Source organism: Paraburkholderia sp. (assembly GCF_028283785.1).
In the GTDB taxonomy this organism is placed as follows: Bacteria; Pseudomonadota; Gammaproteobacteria; order Burkholderiales; family Burkholderiaceae; genus Paraburkholderia.
In genome coordinates, this window is sequence record NZ_JAPWKB010000019.1 from 750,400 (window position 1) to 767,106 (window position 16,707).

Below are 16,707 nucleotides of genomic sequence, written 5' to 3' on the forward strand. Positions count from 1 at the left end.
GTAAAGATGCAAGTCATTCTTACGGACAGTGAGATAATTGCTCTTTCTGTTCATGTAACAATCGGTCCGTCACAGCAAGGGTATCTATGGACACGCTCCAAAACATGCGCGTATTCGTTCGCGTCGTCGAAGCGGGCAGCTTTACCGGGGCCGCGCAGCACCTGAATACGACCACCGCGTACGCATCGCGCGCAGTCTCCGATCTCGAAGCGCACCTGCGCACGCGGCTGTTGAACCGCACCACGCGCCGCATCGCGCTGACCGAGGCGGGCGAACGCTACTTACAGCGCTGCGAGCAGATCCTCGCCTACGTCGATCAGGCCGAAGCCGAAGCCAGCGACGCGCACGCGCGTCCGTCCGGCAAGCTGAAAGTCCACGCAATGACCAGCTTCGGCCAGCACTACGTCGTGCCGGCGGTGGGCGGTTACCAGCAGCGTTATCCGGAAGTGCAGGTCGAACTGACGCTGGCGCAGCGCGTGCCCGATCTGCTCGACGAGGGTTACGACGTCGCGCTGGTGCTCGCGCAGGATTTGCCGGATTCGGGTCTGGTGTCGCAACGGCTGGGCAGCGCGTTCAGCATCGCGTGCGCGTCGCCGGCTTATCTGGAACGCCACGGCGTGCCGCAAACGCCCACCGATCTCGCGCGTCATACGTGTCTGCAACTCGTCACGCCGGTGTTTCCGACTGACGAATGGACCTTTCAGGGGCCGAACGGACAGGAAACCTACAAACTGCCGACGGCAACGTTCCAGGTGAACGTGGCGGAAGCGGCGGCAGTGGCGGTGCGCGAAGGCATGGGCATCGGCCTGATGCCGATCTACTCGGCCATCAGCGGTTTGCGCAGCGGCGATCTGGTGTGGATTCTTCCCGAATACAAGTCGCAGGAAATGAACGTGTATGCGCTCTATCCGTCGCGGCAGTATCTGGATGCGAAGATCCGGACGTGGGTCGAATATCTGCGCGATGTGTTGCCGCCGACGCTCGCCGAAGATCAGACCGAATTGCGTCAGTTCGCGCGCACCTGAGCGGCTGGGCGGGCCGCGTCGCTGCTGCGCGCAAGACGGCGTGTTACAGACGGATGCGGTGCCGCAACATTTCCTTACTTCCGGGTCCGGAGCGATTTGATAACGTTGGGTCTATTGCAGCGCGCCCGCCGCGCTGCGCCAGGCTTTAGATCAACTGGAAAGAAGAGGGATTCATGGATACGCATCTGATGATCGGCGTTGCCGTCATGATGGGTTTGATTGGCATTGCAGCGGCGCGCGATCTGTTGCGACGCTTGCGCGCGCAACAGCGGCTGGTGCCGGTTCGCGTCGAAACTGACGTGCAGCGTCAGCCGCGTCGCGGTCAGGACTGGTAAAAAGACAGCGGTTGCGGGGAGGCCGGGCCGGTCAGATTTCGACGACCCGATCCCACGCGAACGCAGGGTTTTCCATCTTGCCGGTGCGCCTGTCGCGGTAACCGCGCGGGTTGCACACCACGCGCGTGCCGTTCACCGTGTAATCGAACGCGGTGTGCGTGTGCCCGTGAATCCATAGCGCGACGGGTTCGCGCACCAGATCCGGCAGGTGGTTCACGAAACCTGCCGACACCCGGTCGTCCGCGTACTGCGCGGCCAGACTCGACCGGTGCGGCGCGTGATGCGTGACTACGATCGTCTTGCCGCCGAACGGCTTCGCCAGTTCCCCCTCCAGCCATGCGCGCGCCTGCGCGTGCAGCGCCAGCGTGTCGTCCGGCGTCAGGTCGCGTGCGGCCGAATGGTCCGGCGCGGCGTCCGCGTCCTGCGGCCACGTCACCTGAATCACCCCATGAAAATCGAGCATCACGCGCTGCGCCGCCGCGATCGACGCCGCTTTCACGTCGGGCTGCGCGCCATATAGCGCGAAATCCGTCCACAAGGTCGTGCCGAGCACGCGCCATTGCCCGGCCGGATCGACCAGCGCGGCGTTGTTCAGAAAATGCACGTTTTCCACCGATGCCGCCGCGTCGCGCATCGCCGTTTCCATCGCGCCGAATTCGCCGTCGTAATACTCGTGATTGCCGGGCACGTACACGACCGGCGTTTCGCCGTCGAACACTTCCGCCGCCCAGCGCGCGCCCTCCGCGTGATTGTGGATATCGCCGGCCAGCACGATCAGGTCGGCGGCGGCATGCGGGATGATTTCAGGCTCGTCGCATTCCAGATGCAGGTCGGACAGCACTCGAATCTTCACGGCGGCGCTCCTCGATGACAGACGGGTTTTTCAGCGTATCACCTTACCGGGATTCATCAGGTTCAGCGGATCGAACGCGCGTTTGACGGCCTTCATCATCTGCACTTCGACGGCTTGCTTGTAGTGCATCGCTTCGTCCACTTTCAGCTGACCCAGACCGTGTTCGGCGCTGATGCTGCCGCGATGCCGGTGCACGTTGTCGTAGACGATCGTGTTGATGTCCGACTGGTATTGCTTCAGGAACGCCTTCGGATCGCCGCCTTCCGGCGCCTGCACGTTGTAATGCAGATTGCCGTCGCCGAGGTGGCCGAACGTGACCATCCGCGCGCCCGGCACGAACTGCGCGATGGCGGCGTCGGTTTCTTCGATGAAGTGGCCGATCCGCGAAATCGGCACCGCGATATCGTGCTTGATGTTCAAACCTTCCTCGGCCTGCGCGAGCGGAATGTGTTCGCGCATCGCCCAGAATGCCTTCGATTGCGCGAGATTCGCCGCGACCACCGCATCGTCGACGAGGCCGCTTTCGAGCGCATGCTCCATCAGACGCTCGAACAGCGCACGTCCGTGTTCTTCGCTTTCGCTGTCGGACAATTCCAGCAGGACAACTTGTCCGTGCGACTCCGCGAACGGATAGCGCATCTGCGGGAAGTGACGTCCTACAAGGCGCACGCAGAAATCCGACATCAACTCGAAACCGGTCAGCAGCGGACCGGCGAAACGTTGCGCCAGCGACAGGAAATCGAGCGCGGCATGCGGCGACGCGAGCGCGGCCAGCGCGGTGACGCGCGCGGCCGGTTGCGGATGCAGCTTCATCACCGCGGCCGTAATGATGCCGAGCGTGCCTTCCGCGCCGATAAACAGGTCGCGCAGATCGTAGCCGGTGTTGTCCTTGCGCAGACCGCGCAGGCCGTCCCACAGCTCGCCTTGCGGCGTCACCACTTCGAGTCCGAGACACAGTTCGCGCGTGTTGCCGTAGCGCAGCACGCCGGTGCCCCCGGCATTGGTGGCCAGATTGCCGCCGATCGTGCAGCTGCCTTCGGCTGCGAGGCTCAACGGGAACAGGCGTCCGGCTTCGTCGGCGCGTGCCTGGACGTCGGCGAGCAGCACGCCGGCTTCGACGGTGATGGTGTTGTTATGCGGATCGGTGTCGCGCACGCGGTTCAGGCGGCGCAAGCTGACGATGGCCTGCGCACCGCTCGTGTCGGGCGTCGCGCCGCCTGCGAGACCGGTATTGCCGCCTTGCGGCACGATCGCGATGCGATATTCGACCGCCAGTTTCACGATCGCGGCGACTTCCTGCGGCGTGCCGGGCAACAGCACCGCGCACGCGGCGCCGGTATAGCGGCGTCGCCAGTCGGTCAGAAAGGCGGCGGTGTCGTGCGAGTCGGTCAGAACGTGCGCCGTGCCGATCGCGTCGCGGCATGCGGCGACGAAAGCCTGGGCGGAAGTCGGGTCGGTCATGATGGTCGGTCGGAAAATGGGTCTGAAAAACGGTGAGTCGTGCGCGGCTTCGGCGCCTGGCGTTGCGGTTGTGCGTAGCCTGTCAACGGGCTTTGATCGGATTTCAACGGCGTTTCAGCGAGGTTTCAACGAAGCTTCAACGAAGGGCCGCGAGTGTCATGCGGCCCGCCTCGCGCGTCGCGCGGCGCGCTTGAACGGCGCGACATACACCAGCGCACACACGAAAAACACCAGCGCCAGCAGCGTTTCGAGCCAGCCGAGCCGCGCGCTGAAACCACGGTCCGACATGCCGCGCACGATGCCTTCGGCGAAATACAGCAGGATCAGCATCGACGCCCACTGCAACGTATAAAGCCGCCGACGCAGCACGCCGGGCAGGGCGCACAGCAACGGCACGACTTTAAGGATCAGCGCCGAACCGCCGGGCCGCAGCGGCGCGAGACGCCATTCCCACGCAATGCACAGCATGATCAGCAGGATCAGTGCCGCGCTCGCGCCGAGCGCCGCGCCGCGTTTTTCCGGCGTGGGCGTGGGTATCAGGCCGTCGCGTCCGGAATCAGGCACAGACTCAGCCGTCGACTCGGCCGCCGCCCCGACACGTTCCGGGGACGTCACGGCCGTTCGCCCGATAGCGCCGCGGCAGTACGCGCAAGCCGTGCGCCGAGTGCTATGGCGAGGGTTTTTTCATCGGCGGAAATGCCCTGTCCGGCGGAATCCGCGCGCGCGAAATGCGACGCGCCGTAAGGCGTGCCGCCGGTTTGCGTAGTGGTCAGCACGCTTTCGGTGTACGGAATCCCGACGATCAGCATGCCGTGATGCATCAGTGGCAGCATCATCGACAGCAACGTGGTTTCCTGGCCGCCGTGCATGCTGCCGGTCGACGTGAACACGCACGCCGGTTTGCCCGCGAGCGCGCCGGACAACCATTGCGGCGTGGTGCCGTCGAGGAAGTATTTGAGCGAGGCGGCCATGTTGCCGAAGCGGGTGGGCGAACCGAGCGCGAGGCCGGCGCATTCTTCGAGGTCGCGCAGTTCGACGTACGGCGGACCTTCGGCGGGAATCTCCGGCTGGGTCGCTTCGCACACGGTCGAAACCGGCGGGACGGTGCGCACGCGGGCCTGCATGCCGGCAACGCTGTCGATGCCGTGGGCGATCGCCAGCGCGAGCTCTCGCGTGGCGCCGTAACGGCTGTAATAGAGCACGAGAATGTCTTTCATAAGCCTCTTCGGTGAACGGGTATTATAGGGGCTGGGTTCGCTGTCGGTCGGTCGGAACGGCCACTGGCGGGCGTTTTCAGGCCGTCATGACGGCTTGCATCGCGCATGTCGCGCGTGGTTTCACGACGCTGGGAGGTGGGTTTGTTGTCCAGAGTGCGTTTCGATCTCGATGCGCTGAAACGTCTCGCGCAGTTCGCCGCGAAACGCAGCGGCGAAGACCGCATTCCGCAGGTGGCCGGCAGTCTCACGTTCACGTCGATGCTGGCCATCGTGCCGCTCGCGACCGTCGCGTTCGCGCTGTTCACCGCGTTTCCCATTTTCGGTTCGTTCCAGATGTCGTTGCAGGCGTTCCTCGCCGAACATCTGATGCCCGCGCAGATCAACGACCAGATTTTCAAATACCTGAACCAGTTCGCAGCGAAGGCCAAAGGCCTGACGACGATGGGGATGATCGTGCTGTTCGTCACGTCGGTCATGACGATGATGACGGTCGAATCCGCGTTCAACGTGATCTGGCGGGTGCGCAAATCGCGTCCGCTGGCGCAGCGCATCCTCGTCTACTGGGCGATCATCACGCTCGGGCCGATCCTGATCGGCGTGAGTCTGTCGGTGTCGTCTTACCTGATGTCGCAATCGATGGCTTTTGCGGGCGCGCAGCATATGCCGATGGTGATCGAATGGGCGTTGACGGGCGCGGTGTTACCGCTGACCGCGCTCGCTTTCACGATGCTCTACGTGTTCCTGCCGAACTGCCGCGTCGAATGGCGCGACGCGGTGATCGGCGGTCTGGGCGCGGCGGTCGCGTTCGAACTCGCGAAGCGCGGCTTCGGCTACTACATCCGGCGTATTCCAACCTACACCGCGGTCTACGGTGCGTTCGCCGCCGTGCCGATGTTCCTGCTGTGGATGTATCTGAGCTGGTTCATCACACTGGTCGGCGCGATGGTGGCGTCGGCGTTGCCTGCCATCCGGATCGGCCAGTTTCATCGTCCGCGGTTTGCGGGCAGCGATCTGTTCGACGCGCTCGAGTTGCTTGCCCGCCTTGCCGAAGCGCGCGACGCGGGCACCCACGGCTACACGATGCCGGAACTCGCGCGCAAGCTGCGTCGCGATATGGATACGACTATTTTTCTGCTGGAAAAGCTCGAAGAAATCGAGTGGATTGCGCGGTTGCAGGAAGCGGATGCGCGACCGCGTTTCGTGCTGCTGGCCAATCCGAATCAGGTCAGCGTCGAGCGTCTGTACGGGCTGTTCGTGATCGACCGGGCGGAACTCGAATACCAGTTGAATCTGCAATCGACCCGCGTTGACGGCCCGATGCTGCTCGCCGCGCTCGAAAGCGAACGGATGACGGTGACGCTCGCCGCGTTGCTGGCCGCGCGGGCCGCCGCCCGCGAAGCAAACGACGCCGAAGCGGGAGACACCGCGACGTCGATGCCGCACCAGACTGCATAGTGTGGCGCGTAGGCTTACGCCTGCGCGGCTACAGCGAAATCTTGCCGGTGCAGATGTCCTTGAACATCACCCAATCACCCATCAGGCTATAGACCGGATGCCGGAACGTAGCCGGACGGTTCTTCTCGAAGAAGAAATGTCCGACCCACGCGAAGCCGTAGCCGCACACCACGGCAGCCGGAAGCCATAGCCAGTCGCCGGTGGCAAGCGCCATCGCCAGACAGCCGATCACGCCGAGCGAACCGACGAAATGCAGCCGCCGCGACACGCGATTGACATGCTCTCCCAGATAGAACGGATAGAACTCCGCGAAGTTCGCGAAGTGGTGACTGTGAGTGGTATCAGCCATGATGGCCTCCGTTATCCGCGTGGCCGCGCGTGGGGTTGGCGCGGCGCGTGCGGCACGAGCCCGACGCAGGTAAGCACCTGATTCGCCGTCGAATTCGCGCAAGCTCAAACTCATTGTGATGCGATCGACGACGCCGCGCAACCTGGCCGTTCGGCTAATGGCGCGACTTTCGCCGCGCGGTTATCGTCGTTGTCGTGCCGATGGTTTTTTGCGGCGAATCGTGACCAGTCACTGTGAGCGAACGTGCACGCCAGCGAGGTCAGCGGCGGCTTTCCAGCGGCATGCGCGCGAAGCTGAACAGCGCGTCGAGCGTCGCGTCGGGCTGCTCGCTCATCACGGCGTGTCCGGCGTCGAGGGCGATCGTCCGTGCGTCGACGCCGGCCTGCGTGAGCGCGTCGGCGAGCGCGCGGGCGGCGCGCGGCGGCGTCATCGCGTCGCGTTTTCCGACGATCAGACGCACGGGGCAGCGCACCTGCGCCGCGCGCGCGAAGCCGTCCGCGTAATCGTTGCAAACGGTGAAGTCGGTGTGAAACAGCTGCGGCTCGCCGGTCGCGGCCACCTGTTCCATCAGCCGACGGTTCATCCCGTGCAACCAGAAGCCTGGTCCGGGACACGACGGCTTCGCGGCGAGCGTCGAATGCGACCACGCGTTGACCATCGCGATGGCGTGCGGCTCGTCGTGTTGCGCGGCGTCGAGCAGCGCGTCGGAGACGGCCATCGGCACGGCGGTCGCGATCAGTGCGAGATGCGTTGCGCGGTCGGGATAACGCGCGGCGAACTCCAGCGCGACCAGCGAGCCCATGCTGTGTCCGATCACGCACGCGCGCTCGACGCCGCTCGCGTCGAGCAGCGCGGCGAGCCAGTCCGCGAGCGCGCCGATCGACCTCAGCGCGGGTCCGGCGCTGCGCCGATGGCCGGGCAGATCGACCGCCAGCACGCCGAAACCGTGATTGGCGAAGTAACGCGATTGCAGCGCCCAGACGCTATGGTCGTGCTCCGCGCCGTGAATGAACACGACGGCGGGCAGCGCCGGGTCGAAGCGTTTGCCGCCGGTGTACGCGTACGCCGGTTTGCCCTGAACCTCGACGATCATGCCGGCTCCTTGCGTGCGTCGTCCGCGCCGGGCCGTTGGGTGGCAGCCGTTGCGCCGGTTTTTTGCGCGGCTTTCAGCGCGCGCTTGAGATCGTCGATCAGGTCGTCCGGATCTTCCAGACCGATCGACAACCGGATCGTGCCTTCGGCGATGCCCGCTGCGAGCAACGCGTCGGCGTCCATCCGGAAATGCGTCGTCGAGGCGGGATGGATCACCAGCGAGCGCGCGTCGCCGACGTTCGCGAGGTGCGAAAACAGTGTCAGCGCCTCGATAAAGCGCCGGCCGGCGGCGCGGTCGCCGCGAAGATCGAAGCTGAACACCGCGCCCGCGCCGCGCGGCAGCAGGCGTTGCGCGAGCGCGTGATCCGGATGCGACGGCAGTTCCGGATACGCGACCGACTCGACCGCGTCGTGCGCGACCAGGAACTGGACGACCTTGCGGGTGTTGGCGACATGGCGTTCCATCCGCAGCGGCAGCGTTTCGATGCCTTGCAGCAACTGCCATGCGGCTTGCGGATGCAGGCACGCGCCGAAGTCGCGCAAGCCCTCGCGGCGCGCGCGCAGCAGGAACGGCGCGACCGTGCTTTCTTCGGCGAACACCATGCCGTGAAAGCCGTCGTAGGGCTCGGTGAATTCGGGAAAGAGACCGGATGCGTCGAAGTCGAACGTGCCGCCGTCCACCAGCACGCCGCCGATGGTCGTCCCGTGGCCGCCGAGAAACTTGGTCGCCGAGTGATACACGTAGTCCGCGCCGTGGTCGAATGGCTTGAGCAGATAGGGCGTCGTGAAGGTCGAATCGACCAGCAGCGGCACCCGATGCGCATGCGCGATCTCCGCGACCGCGCCGATATCGAGCACGTCGAGGCCCGGATTGCCGAGCGTTTCGCCGAACAGCAGCCGCGTATTCGGCCGCAACGCCGCGCGCCAGGCGTCGGTGTCGCCGGGTTTCACGAAGGTGGTGTCGATGCCGAAACGGCGCAGCGTGTAGTGCAGCAGGTTGTGCGAGCCGCCGTAGAGCGCACTGGATGCGACGATATGTCCACCCGCGCCCATCAAGGTCGCAATCGCGAGGTGGAGGGCCGCCTGACCGCTGGCCGTGCCGATCGCGCCCGCGCCGTTTTCGAGCGCGGCGACGCGCTCTTCGAACACGGCCACGGTCGGGTTCGAAATGCGTGAATACACGTGGCCGGCGCGCTCCATATTGAATAGCGCGGCGGCGTGATCGGTGTCGCGAAACGAGAACGAGGTGGTCTGGTAGATCGGCGTGGCGCGCGCGCCAGTGGTGGGATCGGGGGCGGCGCCGGCGTGCAGCGCAAGCGTATCGAAACGGTTGGCGGACATCCTGGACAGCGAAGCCGCGCACGGCGTTCGCGAAGGGTGAAGGTGAGGGCATCCTATCACCCGTGCCGGACGCGGCAATTGGGTCTGACGAGAATGCGCGGCACGTCGGCAAGACGTCGAGCGCGCCGCGCGGGATGCCGCAGCAGCAGGGTTTCTACGGTGTCCGGCGCACGCTGGGCGTGGCCTGTGCGCTTTCTTTTTATGAACCTTTCCGCTAGGATCGAAAGTCAGTCATACGGTATCCGATGCCGCCCGGGCGCTTGCCCGGCGCACGTCCGGCCCAAGCCGGGAAAGCCCGAACCGGGCGCCGTGCTCTCGTTCAATCACGTTCAAACAGGCGTCGGCCGGGCGCCATGGCAGCTTTAGCGGCTTCACAGGAGACAATCATGCGAGTCAGCGACATTCTCAAGGTCAAGGGCAACACGCTTTTCACGGTCACGCCGGACACGCCGCTGGCCGAAGCCGTCGATGCGATGGCCGACCACGATATCGGCTCGCTGGTCGTGATGGAATACGGCGATCTGGTCGGCATGCTGACCTTTCGTGAAATTATCCTGACGCTCAGCAAGCAGGGCGGCGCGGTCGGCACGTCGACCATCCGCAAGGTGATGGACGACCATCCGCTCACCTGCACGCCGGAAACCGACGTCAACGAAGTGCGCCGGATGATGCTCGAACATCACGTGCGCTATCTGCCGGTGATGGAAAGCCGCACGCTGATGGGCGTGATTTCGTTCTACGACGTCGCGAAGGCGGTCGTCGAGGAACAAGGTTTTGAAAACCGGATGCTGAAAGCCTATATCCGCGACTGGCCGGAAGAGCAGGAGCAGCAGCCGGCACGTTGAGCCGCACGGCGTCGGCTTGCGTCGTGCGTTGCGACGCGGGCCAGCTGGCGATACTCGGGGGCGTTGCCGTCCCAAACCGGAAAGCGCACGCGCGAGCGAGCGCTTTTTTTGTGTCCGCGCCGGTCGCGTGTCGCGCAACCGGCGCATTGCGGTGCAGACCGCTCAAGCCACGGCGTCCGCGGACGCCAGCCACGCCATGACCGATCGACAGACTTCAGCGGTACCCGCGTCGCGCCGTGCCGCGCGCGACAAAGCGGGCCATCAGTCGCAGTTCGCGCTGTTGCGCGAGCGCCGTTTTGCGCCGTTTTTCTGGACGCAATTTCTCGGCGCGATGAACGACAACGTATTCAAGATCGGGTTCACGTCGCTGGTCACGTACCAGGCGTCGCGCTTCGCCGGGGTCGATCCCAAAACCGCCGCGTTCCTGATTTCCGCGATTTTCATCGTGCCGTTCGTGCTGTTTTCCGCGACGTCGGGGCAGATCGCGGACAAGTACGACAAGGCCATGCTCACGCGTTTCGTGAAGACCTTCGAAATCGCGGTGATGCTGGTCGGCGGCGCGGGATTCTGGTTTCACAGCGCGCCACTGCTTTACACCTGCACGTTTCTGATGGGCGTGCATTCGACGCTGTTCGGTCCCGTCAAATACGCGTATCTGCCGCAGCATCTGGGCAAGGACGAGCTGGTGGGCGGTAACGGACTGGTCGAAATGGGCACCTTCGTCGCGATCCTGATCGGCACGATCATCGGCGGCGCGGCGGCGGGGTTCGTCGAGCATGGCGCGACGGTGCTGGCCTGCGCGTGCGTGGCGATCGCGGTGATCGGGCGCGGGGTGTCGTCGGGCGTGCCGGTGTCGGCGTCGTCGCAGCCGGATTTGCGGATCAACTGGAATCCGGTCACCGAAACCTGGCGCAATCTGAAACTCGCGCGCGAAAACCGCACGGTGTTTCTGAGTCTGCTCGGCATTTCGTGGTTGTGGTTTGTCGGCGCGACGTTTCTCGCGTCGTTTTTCAACTTCGCGAAAGACGTGCTGTCGGCGAATCCCGATGTCGTGACCGTGCTGCTCGCGACGTTTTCGCTCGGGATCGGACTCGGTTCGCTGATGTGCGAGCGGTTGTCGAAACGGCGTATCGAGATCGGTCTGGTACCGCTCGGGTCGATCGGCATCAGCGTGTTCGCGATCGACCTGTTTTTCGCCAGCCACGATATGCCGCCGGCCGGACATCTGCTCGGCGTCGGCGAATTCCTGACGCGCGCGGTGCATTGGCGCGTGCTGGCCGACCTGTTCCTGCTGGCGATGTTCGGCGGCTTTTACAGCGTGCCGCTGTACGCGCTGATCCAGTCGCGTTGCCAGCCCAGCCACCGCGCCCGGATCATCGCCGCGAACAATATCCTGAACTCGCTGTTCATGATTGTTTCGGCGTTGATGGCGATGGGGCTGACGTCGGCGGGCGTCGGCATTCCGGGTATTTTCCTCGTTACTGCGCTGCTCAATATCGTCGTCGCGACGTATATCTACTCGCTGGTGCCGGAGTTTTTGCTGCGTTTCGTCGCATGGGTGCTGGTCCACACGTTCTACCGGATCCGCCTCGTCCATGCGGAGCGGATTCCGGAAGAGGGCGCGGCCGTGCTGGTGTGTAACCACGTCAGTTTCGTCGACGCGATCGTGATCATGGCCGAGAGTCCGCGTCCGATTCGCTTCGTGATGGATTACCGGATTTTCCGCTCGCCGCTCGCCGGCTGGGTGTTCCGTCACGCAAAGGCCATTCCGATCGCGCCCGGACACGAAGATGCGCCGATGCTGGCCCGGGCGTACGACGCATGCGCGCGTGCGTTGGAAGATGGCGAACTCGTGTGCATTTTTCCGGAAGGCAAGCTCACGCAGACCGGTGAGATCAATCCGTTCCGGCACGGCGTGTCGGAAATTCTGCGGCGTTCGCCCGCGCCGGTCATTCCGATGGCGCTGCGCGGCTTGTGGGGCAGCGTGTTTTCGCGCGGCTCGGCGGCGCATTTGCCGCGACCGCTGCACAAGGGCGTGATGAGTCGTCTGACGCTGGCCGTCGGCGAACCGCTCGATCCGGCCGCGGTCACGCCGGACGGCCTGCAACAGATCGTCAACGAATTGCGGGGCGCGCGGAAGTAACGCGCTTTGCGGCCGCCGCCGACGCCGCGCAAAGTCGGGCGGCGGCCCGCGCAGCCGCGCCGGCGCTGGCATAATAGCGGTCTCCCGCAATTCCTTTGGACGACGCTCATGTCCGGTAACACGCTCGGTACGCTTTTCACTGTCACGAACTTCGGCGAATCGCACGGTCCCGCGATCGGCTGTGTGATCGACGGTTGCCCGCCGGGCCTGTCGCTGACCGAAGCCGATATCCAGATCGAACTCGATCGCCGCAAACCGGGCACCTCGCGCCACGTGACGCAGCGTCAGGAAGAAGACAAGGTCGAGATCCTGTCGGGCGTGTTCGAAGGCAAGACCACCGGCGCGCCGATTGCGCTGCTGATCCGCAACACGGACCAGCGCAGCAAGGACTACGGCAATATCGTCGATACCTTCCGTCCCGGCCACGCCGACTACACCTACTGGCAGAAATACGGCATTCGCGACTACCGTGGCGGGGGCCGTTCGTCGGCGCGTCTGACGGCGCCCACCGTCGCGGCCGGCGCGGTCGCGAAAAAGTGGCTGAGCGAGCATTTCGGCGTTGAAATTCGCGGGTATATGGCGGCGTTGGGCGAGATCGACATTCCGTTCGTCGATTGGCAGCATGTTCGCGAAAACCCGTTTTTCGCGCCGAATGCCGATGTCGTGCCGGAACTCGAAACCTATATGGACGCGCTGCGCAAAGACGGCGACTCGATCGGCGCGCGCATCAACGTGGTTGCGTCGGGCGTGCCGGTGGGCCTCGGCGAGCCGCTGTTCGACCGCCTCGACGCCGACATCGCGCACGCGATGATGGGCATCAACGCGGTGAAGGGCGTCGAGATCGGTGCGGGCTTTGCGAGCGTCGCGCAACGCGGTTCGATACATGGCGACGAACTCACGCCGGAAGGCTTCGTCGGCAATCACGCGGGCGGCGTGCTCGGCGGGATTTCGACGGGCCAGGACATCACGGTTTCGATCGCGATCAAACCGACATCGAGCATCCGCACGCCGCGCCGCTCGATCGATAAAGCGGGCGAGCCGGTGGTCGTCGAGACCTTCGGCCGCCACGATCCGTGCGTCGGCATTCGCGCCACGCCGATCGCGGAATCGATGCTGGCGCTGGTGCTGATCGACCACGCGCTGCGCCATCGTGCGCAAAACGGCGACGTGAGCGTCACCACGCCGACCATCGCGGCGAGCGCGCCCTAAGCGCGTGCCGATCGCGGCCGTGTCAGGTTTCGCGCAACCATGCGGATGATGCGGCGATCGTCGGGCTTGATTGTCTGTTCACGAGGCACGCTCCGATGAACGAATCGAACGAATCGAACGAATTTCACGAGACACTCGATACTCTCCGCGCGCGCTGCGCGGCGTCGTCCGGTTTCGGCGTGGGCAGAGACTGGCGCGAACTCGGGCTTGCGCTGCGCGCCGCGGCGTTGCCCGGTCCACACTATCTCCCGCTTCATGCGGAAGCGCTCGACGCGTTGTTACAGGCATCGGCGAACGACGGTCTGCTCGGCATCGAAGACTTCGCCGCGACCGCGCAAAGCGCATTCATCGTCAAAGACTGGGCCTGCGTCGAGGCCTTCACCGACGTGTTGCTGCAAAATCGCCATACGGCCGGATCGATGCTGGCCGACGCACTCGTGTGGCGCGCGGCGGTTCATCAATCCCGCGACGATTTCGACGAAGCCGAGCGCCTGCTCGGCAAAGCGGTGGCGGTGCTGCCCGACAATCCCATCGCCCTCCACAAACTTGCGCTCTGCATCAAAGAGCAAGCCCGTTTCGACGAAGCCGAAGCGCTGTTGCGCCGCGCGCTGAAGCTCGACCCCGACAGCGCGGCCGCGCAATTCGATCTGTCCGAACTCGAAATCCGCGCCGAACGTTTCGCCGACGGCTGGCCACGCTACGAAGCGCGCGTCGCATTCGACGAACAACCGGGCAACGCGCAAGCCGTGCTGTCGAAGATCGCCCCGCATTGGCAGGGCGAGCCGCTGACCGGCAAAACGCTGGTCGTCTACGGCGAGCAAGGACATGGCGATTGCCTGTGGGCCGTGCGGTTTCTGCCGCTGCTCGCCGAGCGCGCGCGCCGCGAAGGCGCTCGCGTGATCTTCGGTCACGACGGGCCGTTGCGTCATCTGTTCGAACGGATGTTGCCGGCTGGGATCACGCTCGAAACCGGTCTCGACACACAGCCCGATTTTCATTGCGGTCTGATGAGTTTGCCGCTGCGACTCGGCATTGTCGATTCGGCCGGATGGGGTAGGGCTTATCTGACCGCAGACGCGGCGCGCACGGCGGTATGGCGCGAACGTGTCGCGCAGGCTCGCGGTCGCAAGCGCGCGGTCGGGATCGTGTGGAACGGCAATCCGGCGCACGTTCGCGATATACGGCGCTCGGTGCCCGTCGATCAACTCGCGCCGTTGCTGACGGTGCCGGGGCTCGTGTGGTTCGCGCTGTCGCCGGGACGGGGCGAAACGGTCGCGCACTGGCAGGCGCGCGGGATCGATATCGTCGATCCGACCGTGCAGTTCGACGCGGGGTTCGACGATGTCGCCGCGTTGATGGCGAACCTCGATCTGGTCGTCACGATCGACAGCGGCCCCGCGCATCTGGCCGGCGCGTTGGGCGTGCCGACCTGTCTGCTGATCGACCATGTGTCCGCGTGGTTCTGGGGCAACCGGCAGCGCGTGACGCCGTGGTACGACGCGGTCGAACTGTTCCGTCAGCCGTCGATTGGCGCGTGGGCGCCGGCGTTGAGCGCGGTGCGCGAGCGTCTCGAAGCGCTCGTGTCGCGCGGCACGTAGGCCGCACAGCAGGCGCGCATCGTGTGTCGCCGCAAATAAAAAAACGCCGCAGATTTTGAATCTGCGGCGTTTTTTTATTCGACGTGCGCGGCGACGTGCGCCGGCATCCTCACATATTCGGATAGTTCGGACCGCCGCCGCCTTCCGGCGTCACCCACACGATGTTTTGCGTCGGGTCCTTGATATCGCAGGTCTTGCAGTGCACGCAGTTTTGCGCGTTGATCACGAGGCGTTCGGTGTCGTCTTCGTTTTTCACGAATTCGTACACGGCTGCCGGGCAATAACGGCTTTCCGGACCGGCATAGGTTTGCCAGTTCACGTTCACCGGCACCGACGGATCTTTCAGCGTCAAATGTGCAGGCTGGTTCTCTTCGTGATTGGTGTTCGAGATAAACACCGACGACAGACGATCGAACGTCAGCTTGCCGTCCGGCTTCGGATAGACGATCGGCGTGCATTGCGACGCGGGTTTCAGCATCTCGTGATCGGAATGCTGATGATGCAGCGTCCACGGCACATTGCCGCCCAGCAGCTTCTGCTCGATGCCGACCATCAGCGTGCCGAGATACAGACCCTTGCTCATCCACTGCTTGAAATTGCGCGCGCGGTACAACTCCGTGTGCAGCCACGAGGTCTTGAACGACTCCGGATAGGCAGTCAGTTCGTCCGACTGGCGGCCGGCCTGAACCGCTTCGAACGCGGCTTCGGCGGCCAGCATGCCGGTCTTGATCGCGGCGTGCGAGCCCTTGATCCGCGATGCGTTCAGGAAACCCGCGTCGTCGCCGACCAGCGCGCCGCCCGGAAACACCAGCTTCGGCAGCGACATCAGGCCGCCTGCGGTGATCGCGCGCGCACCGTACGACACGCGCTTGCCGCCTTCGAGCACGGCGCGGATCGCCGGATGCGTCTTGTAGCGCTGGAATTCCTCGAACGGCGACAGGTACGGATTCGAATAACCCAGGCCGACCACGAAACCGACCACCACCTGGTTGTTGTCCATGTGATAGAGGAACGAGCCGCCGTACGTGTCGTTTTCCAGCGGCCAGCCGGCCGTGTGCATCACCAGACCCGGCTTGTGTTTCGACGGATCGATTTCCCACAGTTCCTTGATGCCGATCCCGTAGACCTGCGGGTCGGACGCTTCGCGCAGCTTGAACCTGTCGTTCAGCTGACGGCCCAGATGGCCGCGCGCGCCTTCGCAGAACAGCGTGTACTTCGCGTGCAGCTCCATGCCGAGCTGGAAGTTTTCGGTCGGCTCGCCGTCCTTGCCGATCCCCAGATTGCCCGTCGCGACGCCCTTGACCGAGCCGTCTTCGTGATAGAGCACTTCGGCCGCGGGGAAGCCCGGAAAAATCTCGACGCCGAGCGCTTCGGCCTGTTGACCCAGCCAGCGCGTCACGTTCGCGAGGCTGATCACGTAGTTGCCGTGGTTCTTGAAGTTGTCGGGCAACGCCCAGACCGGCACGCTCTTCGAACCGGTTTCGGTCAGGAACAGGAACTTGTCCTCGGTGACGTCGACCGTCAGCGGCGCGCCTTTTTCCTTCCAGTCAGGGATCAGTTCGGTGATCGCGCGGGGGTCCATCACCGCGCCCGACAGGATGTGCGCACCGATTTCCGAGCCCTTTTCCAGCACGCAGACGCCGATCTCGACGCCTTTTTCCTGTGCCATCTGCTTGAGCCGGATTGCTGCGGACAAACCCGCAGGGCCGCCGCCGACGATGACTACGTCATATTCCATCGACTCTCGAGGGCCGTATTGCTCAATCAGACTTGTGGGGGTCATT

15 protein-coding genes are annotated in these 16,707 nt (G+C 64.5%); 7 read left to right on the forward strand and 8 right to left on the reverse strand.

Features of this window, described 5'->3' with window-relative positions:
- Nucleotides 1–86 precede the first annotated feature (86 nt).
- Complete coding sequence (locus PW947_RS25680; protein ID WP_299635193.1) at nt 87–1,025, forward strand: LysR family transcriptional regulator; 939 nt, start codon at nt 87–89, stop codon at nt 1,023–1,025.
- A 173-nt stretch (nt 1,026–1,198) separates the two neighbouring features.
- A complete protein-coding gene (locus PW947_RS25685) occupies nt 1,199–1,360 on the forward strand; it encodes a hypothetical protein (RefSeq protein WP_299635194.1) in 162 nt (53 codons plus the stop codon).
- 31 nt (nt 1,361–1,391) lie between these two features.
- Here PW947_RS25685 and PW947_RS25690 read toward each other — a convergent pair whose 3' ends face one another.
- The 4 genes from PW947_RS25690 to wrbA all read right to left on the reverse strand — a co-directional run bounded on the left by PW947_RS25690 (nt 1,392) and on the right by wrbA (nt 4,891).
- Entirely contained in the window at nt 1,392–2,213 is an 822-nt protein-coding gene (locus tag PW947_RS25690) for a metallophosphoesterase (protein WP_299635195.1), read from the reverse strand.
- A gap of 30 nt (nt 2,214–2,243) precedes the next feature.
- A complete protein-coding gene (locus PW947_RS25695; protein ID WP_299635196.1) occupies nt 2,244–3,674 on the reverse strand; it encodes an FAD-binding oxidoreductase in 1,431 nt (476 codons plus the stop codon).
- Nucleotides 3,675–3,830: 156 nt separating this feature from the next.
- Nucleotides 3,831–4,238: a DUF2069 domain-containing protein gene (locus tag PW947_RS25700; RefSeq protein WP_299635197.1), complete on the reverse strand. Its 408-nt coding sequence runs from the start codon at nt 4,236–4,238 to the stop codon at nt 3,831–3,833.
- Between the two features lie 47 nt (nt 4,239–4,285).
- On the reverse strand, nt 4,286–4,891 hold the full coding sequence (gene wrbA, locus PW947_RS25705) for an NAD(P)H:quinone oxidoreductase (RefSeq protein ID WP_299635198.1): 606 nt from the start codon (nt 4,889–4,891) through the stop codon (nt 4,286–4,288).
- A gap of 141 nt (nt 4,892–5,032) precedes the next feature.
- Here wrbA and PW947_RS25710 point away from each other — a divergent pair, with 141 nt between their 5' ends.
- Nucleotides 5,033–6,346 (forward strand): YihY family inner membrane protein, encoded by a 1,314-nt coding sequence (locus tag PW947_RS25710; protein WP_299635199.1) that lies wholly within the window; start codon nt 5,033–5,035, stop codon nt 6,344–6,346.
- Between the two features lie 28 nt (nt 6,347–6,374).
- Here the strand turns inward: PW947_RS25710 and PW947_RS25715 are convergent, their stop codons facing one another.
- From PW947_RS25715 to PW947_RS25725, 3 genes are all read right to left on the reverse strand, one after another.
- Entirely contained in the window at nt 6,375–6,695 is a 321-nt protein-coding gene (locus tag PW947_RS25715; protein ID WP_299635200.1) for an Mpo1-like protein, read from the reverse strand.
- Nucleotides 6,696–6,954: 259 nt separating this feature from the next.
- Nucleotides 6,955–7,788 (reverse strand): alpha/beta hydrolase, encoded by an 834-nt coding sequence (locus PW947_RS25720; protein WP_299635201.1) that lies wholly within the window; start codon nt 7,786–7,788, stop codon nt 6,955–6,957.
- A complete protein-coding gene (locus PW947_RS25725; RefSeq protein WP_299635202.1) occupies nt 7,785–9,128 on the reverse strand; it encodes an O-acetylhomoserine aminocarboxypropyltransferase in 1,344 nt (447 codons plus the stop codon). Before PW947_RS25725 ends, PW947_RS25720 begins: the two co-directional genes overlap by 4 nt.
- Nucleotides 9,129–9,514: 386 nt before the next feature.
- Here PW947_RS25725 and PW947_RS25730 point away from each other — a divergent pair, with 386 nt between their 5' ends.
- From PW947_RS25730 to PW947_RS25745, 4 genes are all read left to right on the forward strand, one after another.
- Nucleotides 9,515–9,973 (forward strand): CBS domain-containing protein, encoded by a 459-nt coding sequence (locus PW947_RS25730; protein ID WP_299635203.1) that lies wholly within the window; start codon nt 9,515–9,517, stop codon nt 9,971–9,973.
- A 196-nt stretch (nt 9,974–10,169) separates the two neighbouring features.
- Nucleotides 10,170–12,116 (forward strand): MFS transporter, encoded by a 1,947-nt coding sequence (locus PW947_RS25735; RefSeq protein ID WP_299635204.1) that lies wholly within the window; start codon nt 10,170–10,172, stop codon nt 12,114–12,116.
- A 108-nt stretch (nt 12,117–12,224) separates the two neighbouring features.
- Entirely contained in the window at nt 12,225–13,325 is a 1,101-nt protein-coding gene (aroC, locus tag PW947_RS25740; protein ID WP_299635205.1) for a chorismate synthase, read from the forward strand.
- A 95-nt stretch (nt 13,326–13,420) separates the two neighbouring features.
- Nucleotides 13,421–14,923 (forward strand): tetratricopeptide repeat-containing glycosyltransferase family protein, encoded by a 1,503-nt coding sequence (locus tag PW947_RS25745; protein ID WP_299635206.1) that lies wholly within the window; start codon nt 13,421–13,423, stop codon nt 14,921–14,923.
- Between the two features lie 109 nt (nt 14,924–15,032).
- Here PW947_RS25745 and PW947_RS25750 read toward each other — a convergent pair whose 3' ends face one another.
- Nucleotides 15,033–16,706 carry an electron transfer flavoprotein-ubiquinone oxidoreductase gene (locus PW947_RS25750; RefSeq protein WP_299635207.1) on the reverse strand — a complete coding sequence of 558 codons (1,674 nt, stop codon included), beginning with the start codon at nt 16,704–16,706 and terminating at the stop codon, nt 15,033–15,035.
- Nucleotide 16,707: the final 1 nt, after the last annotated feature.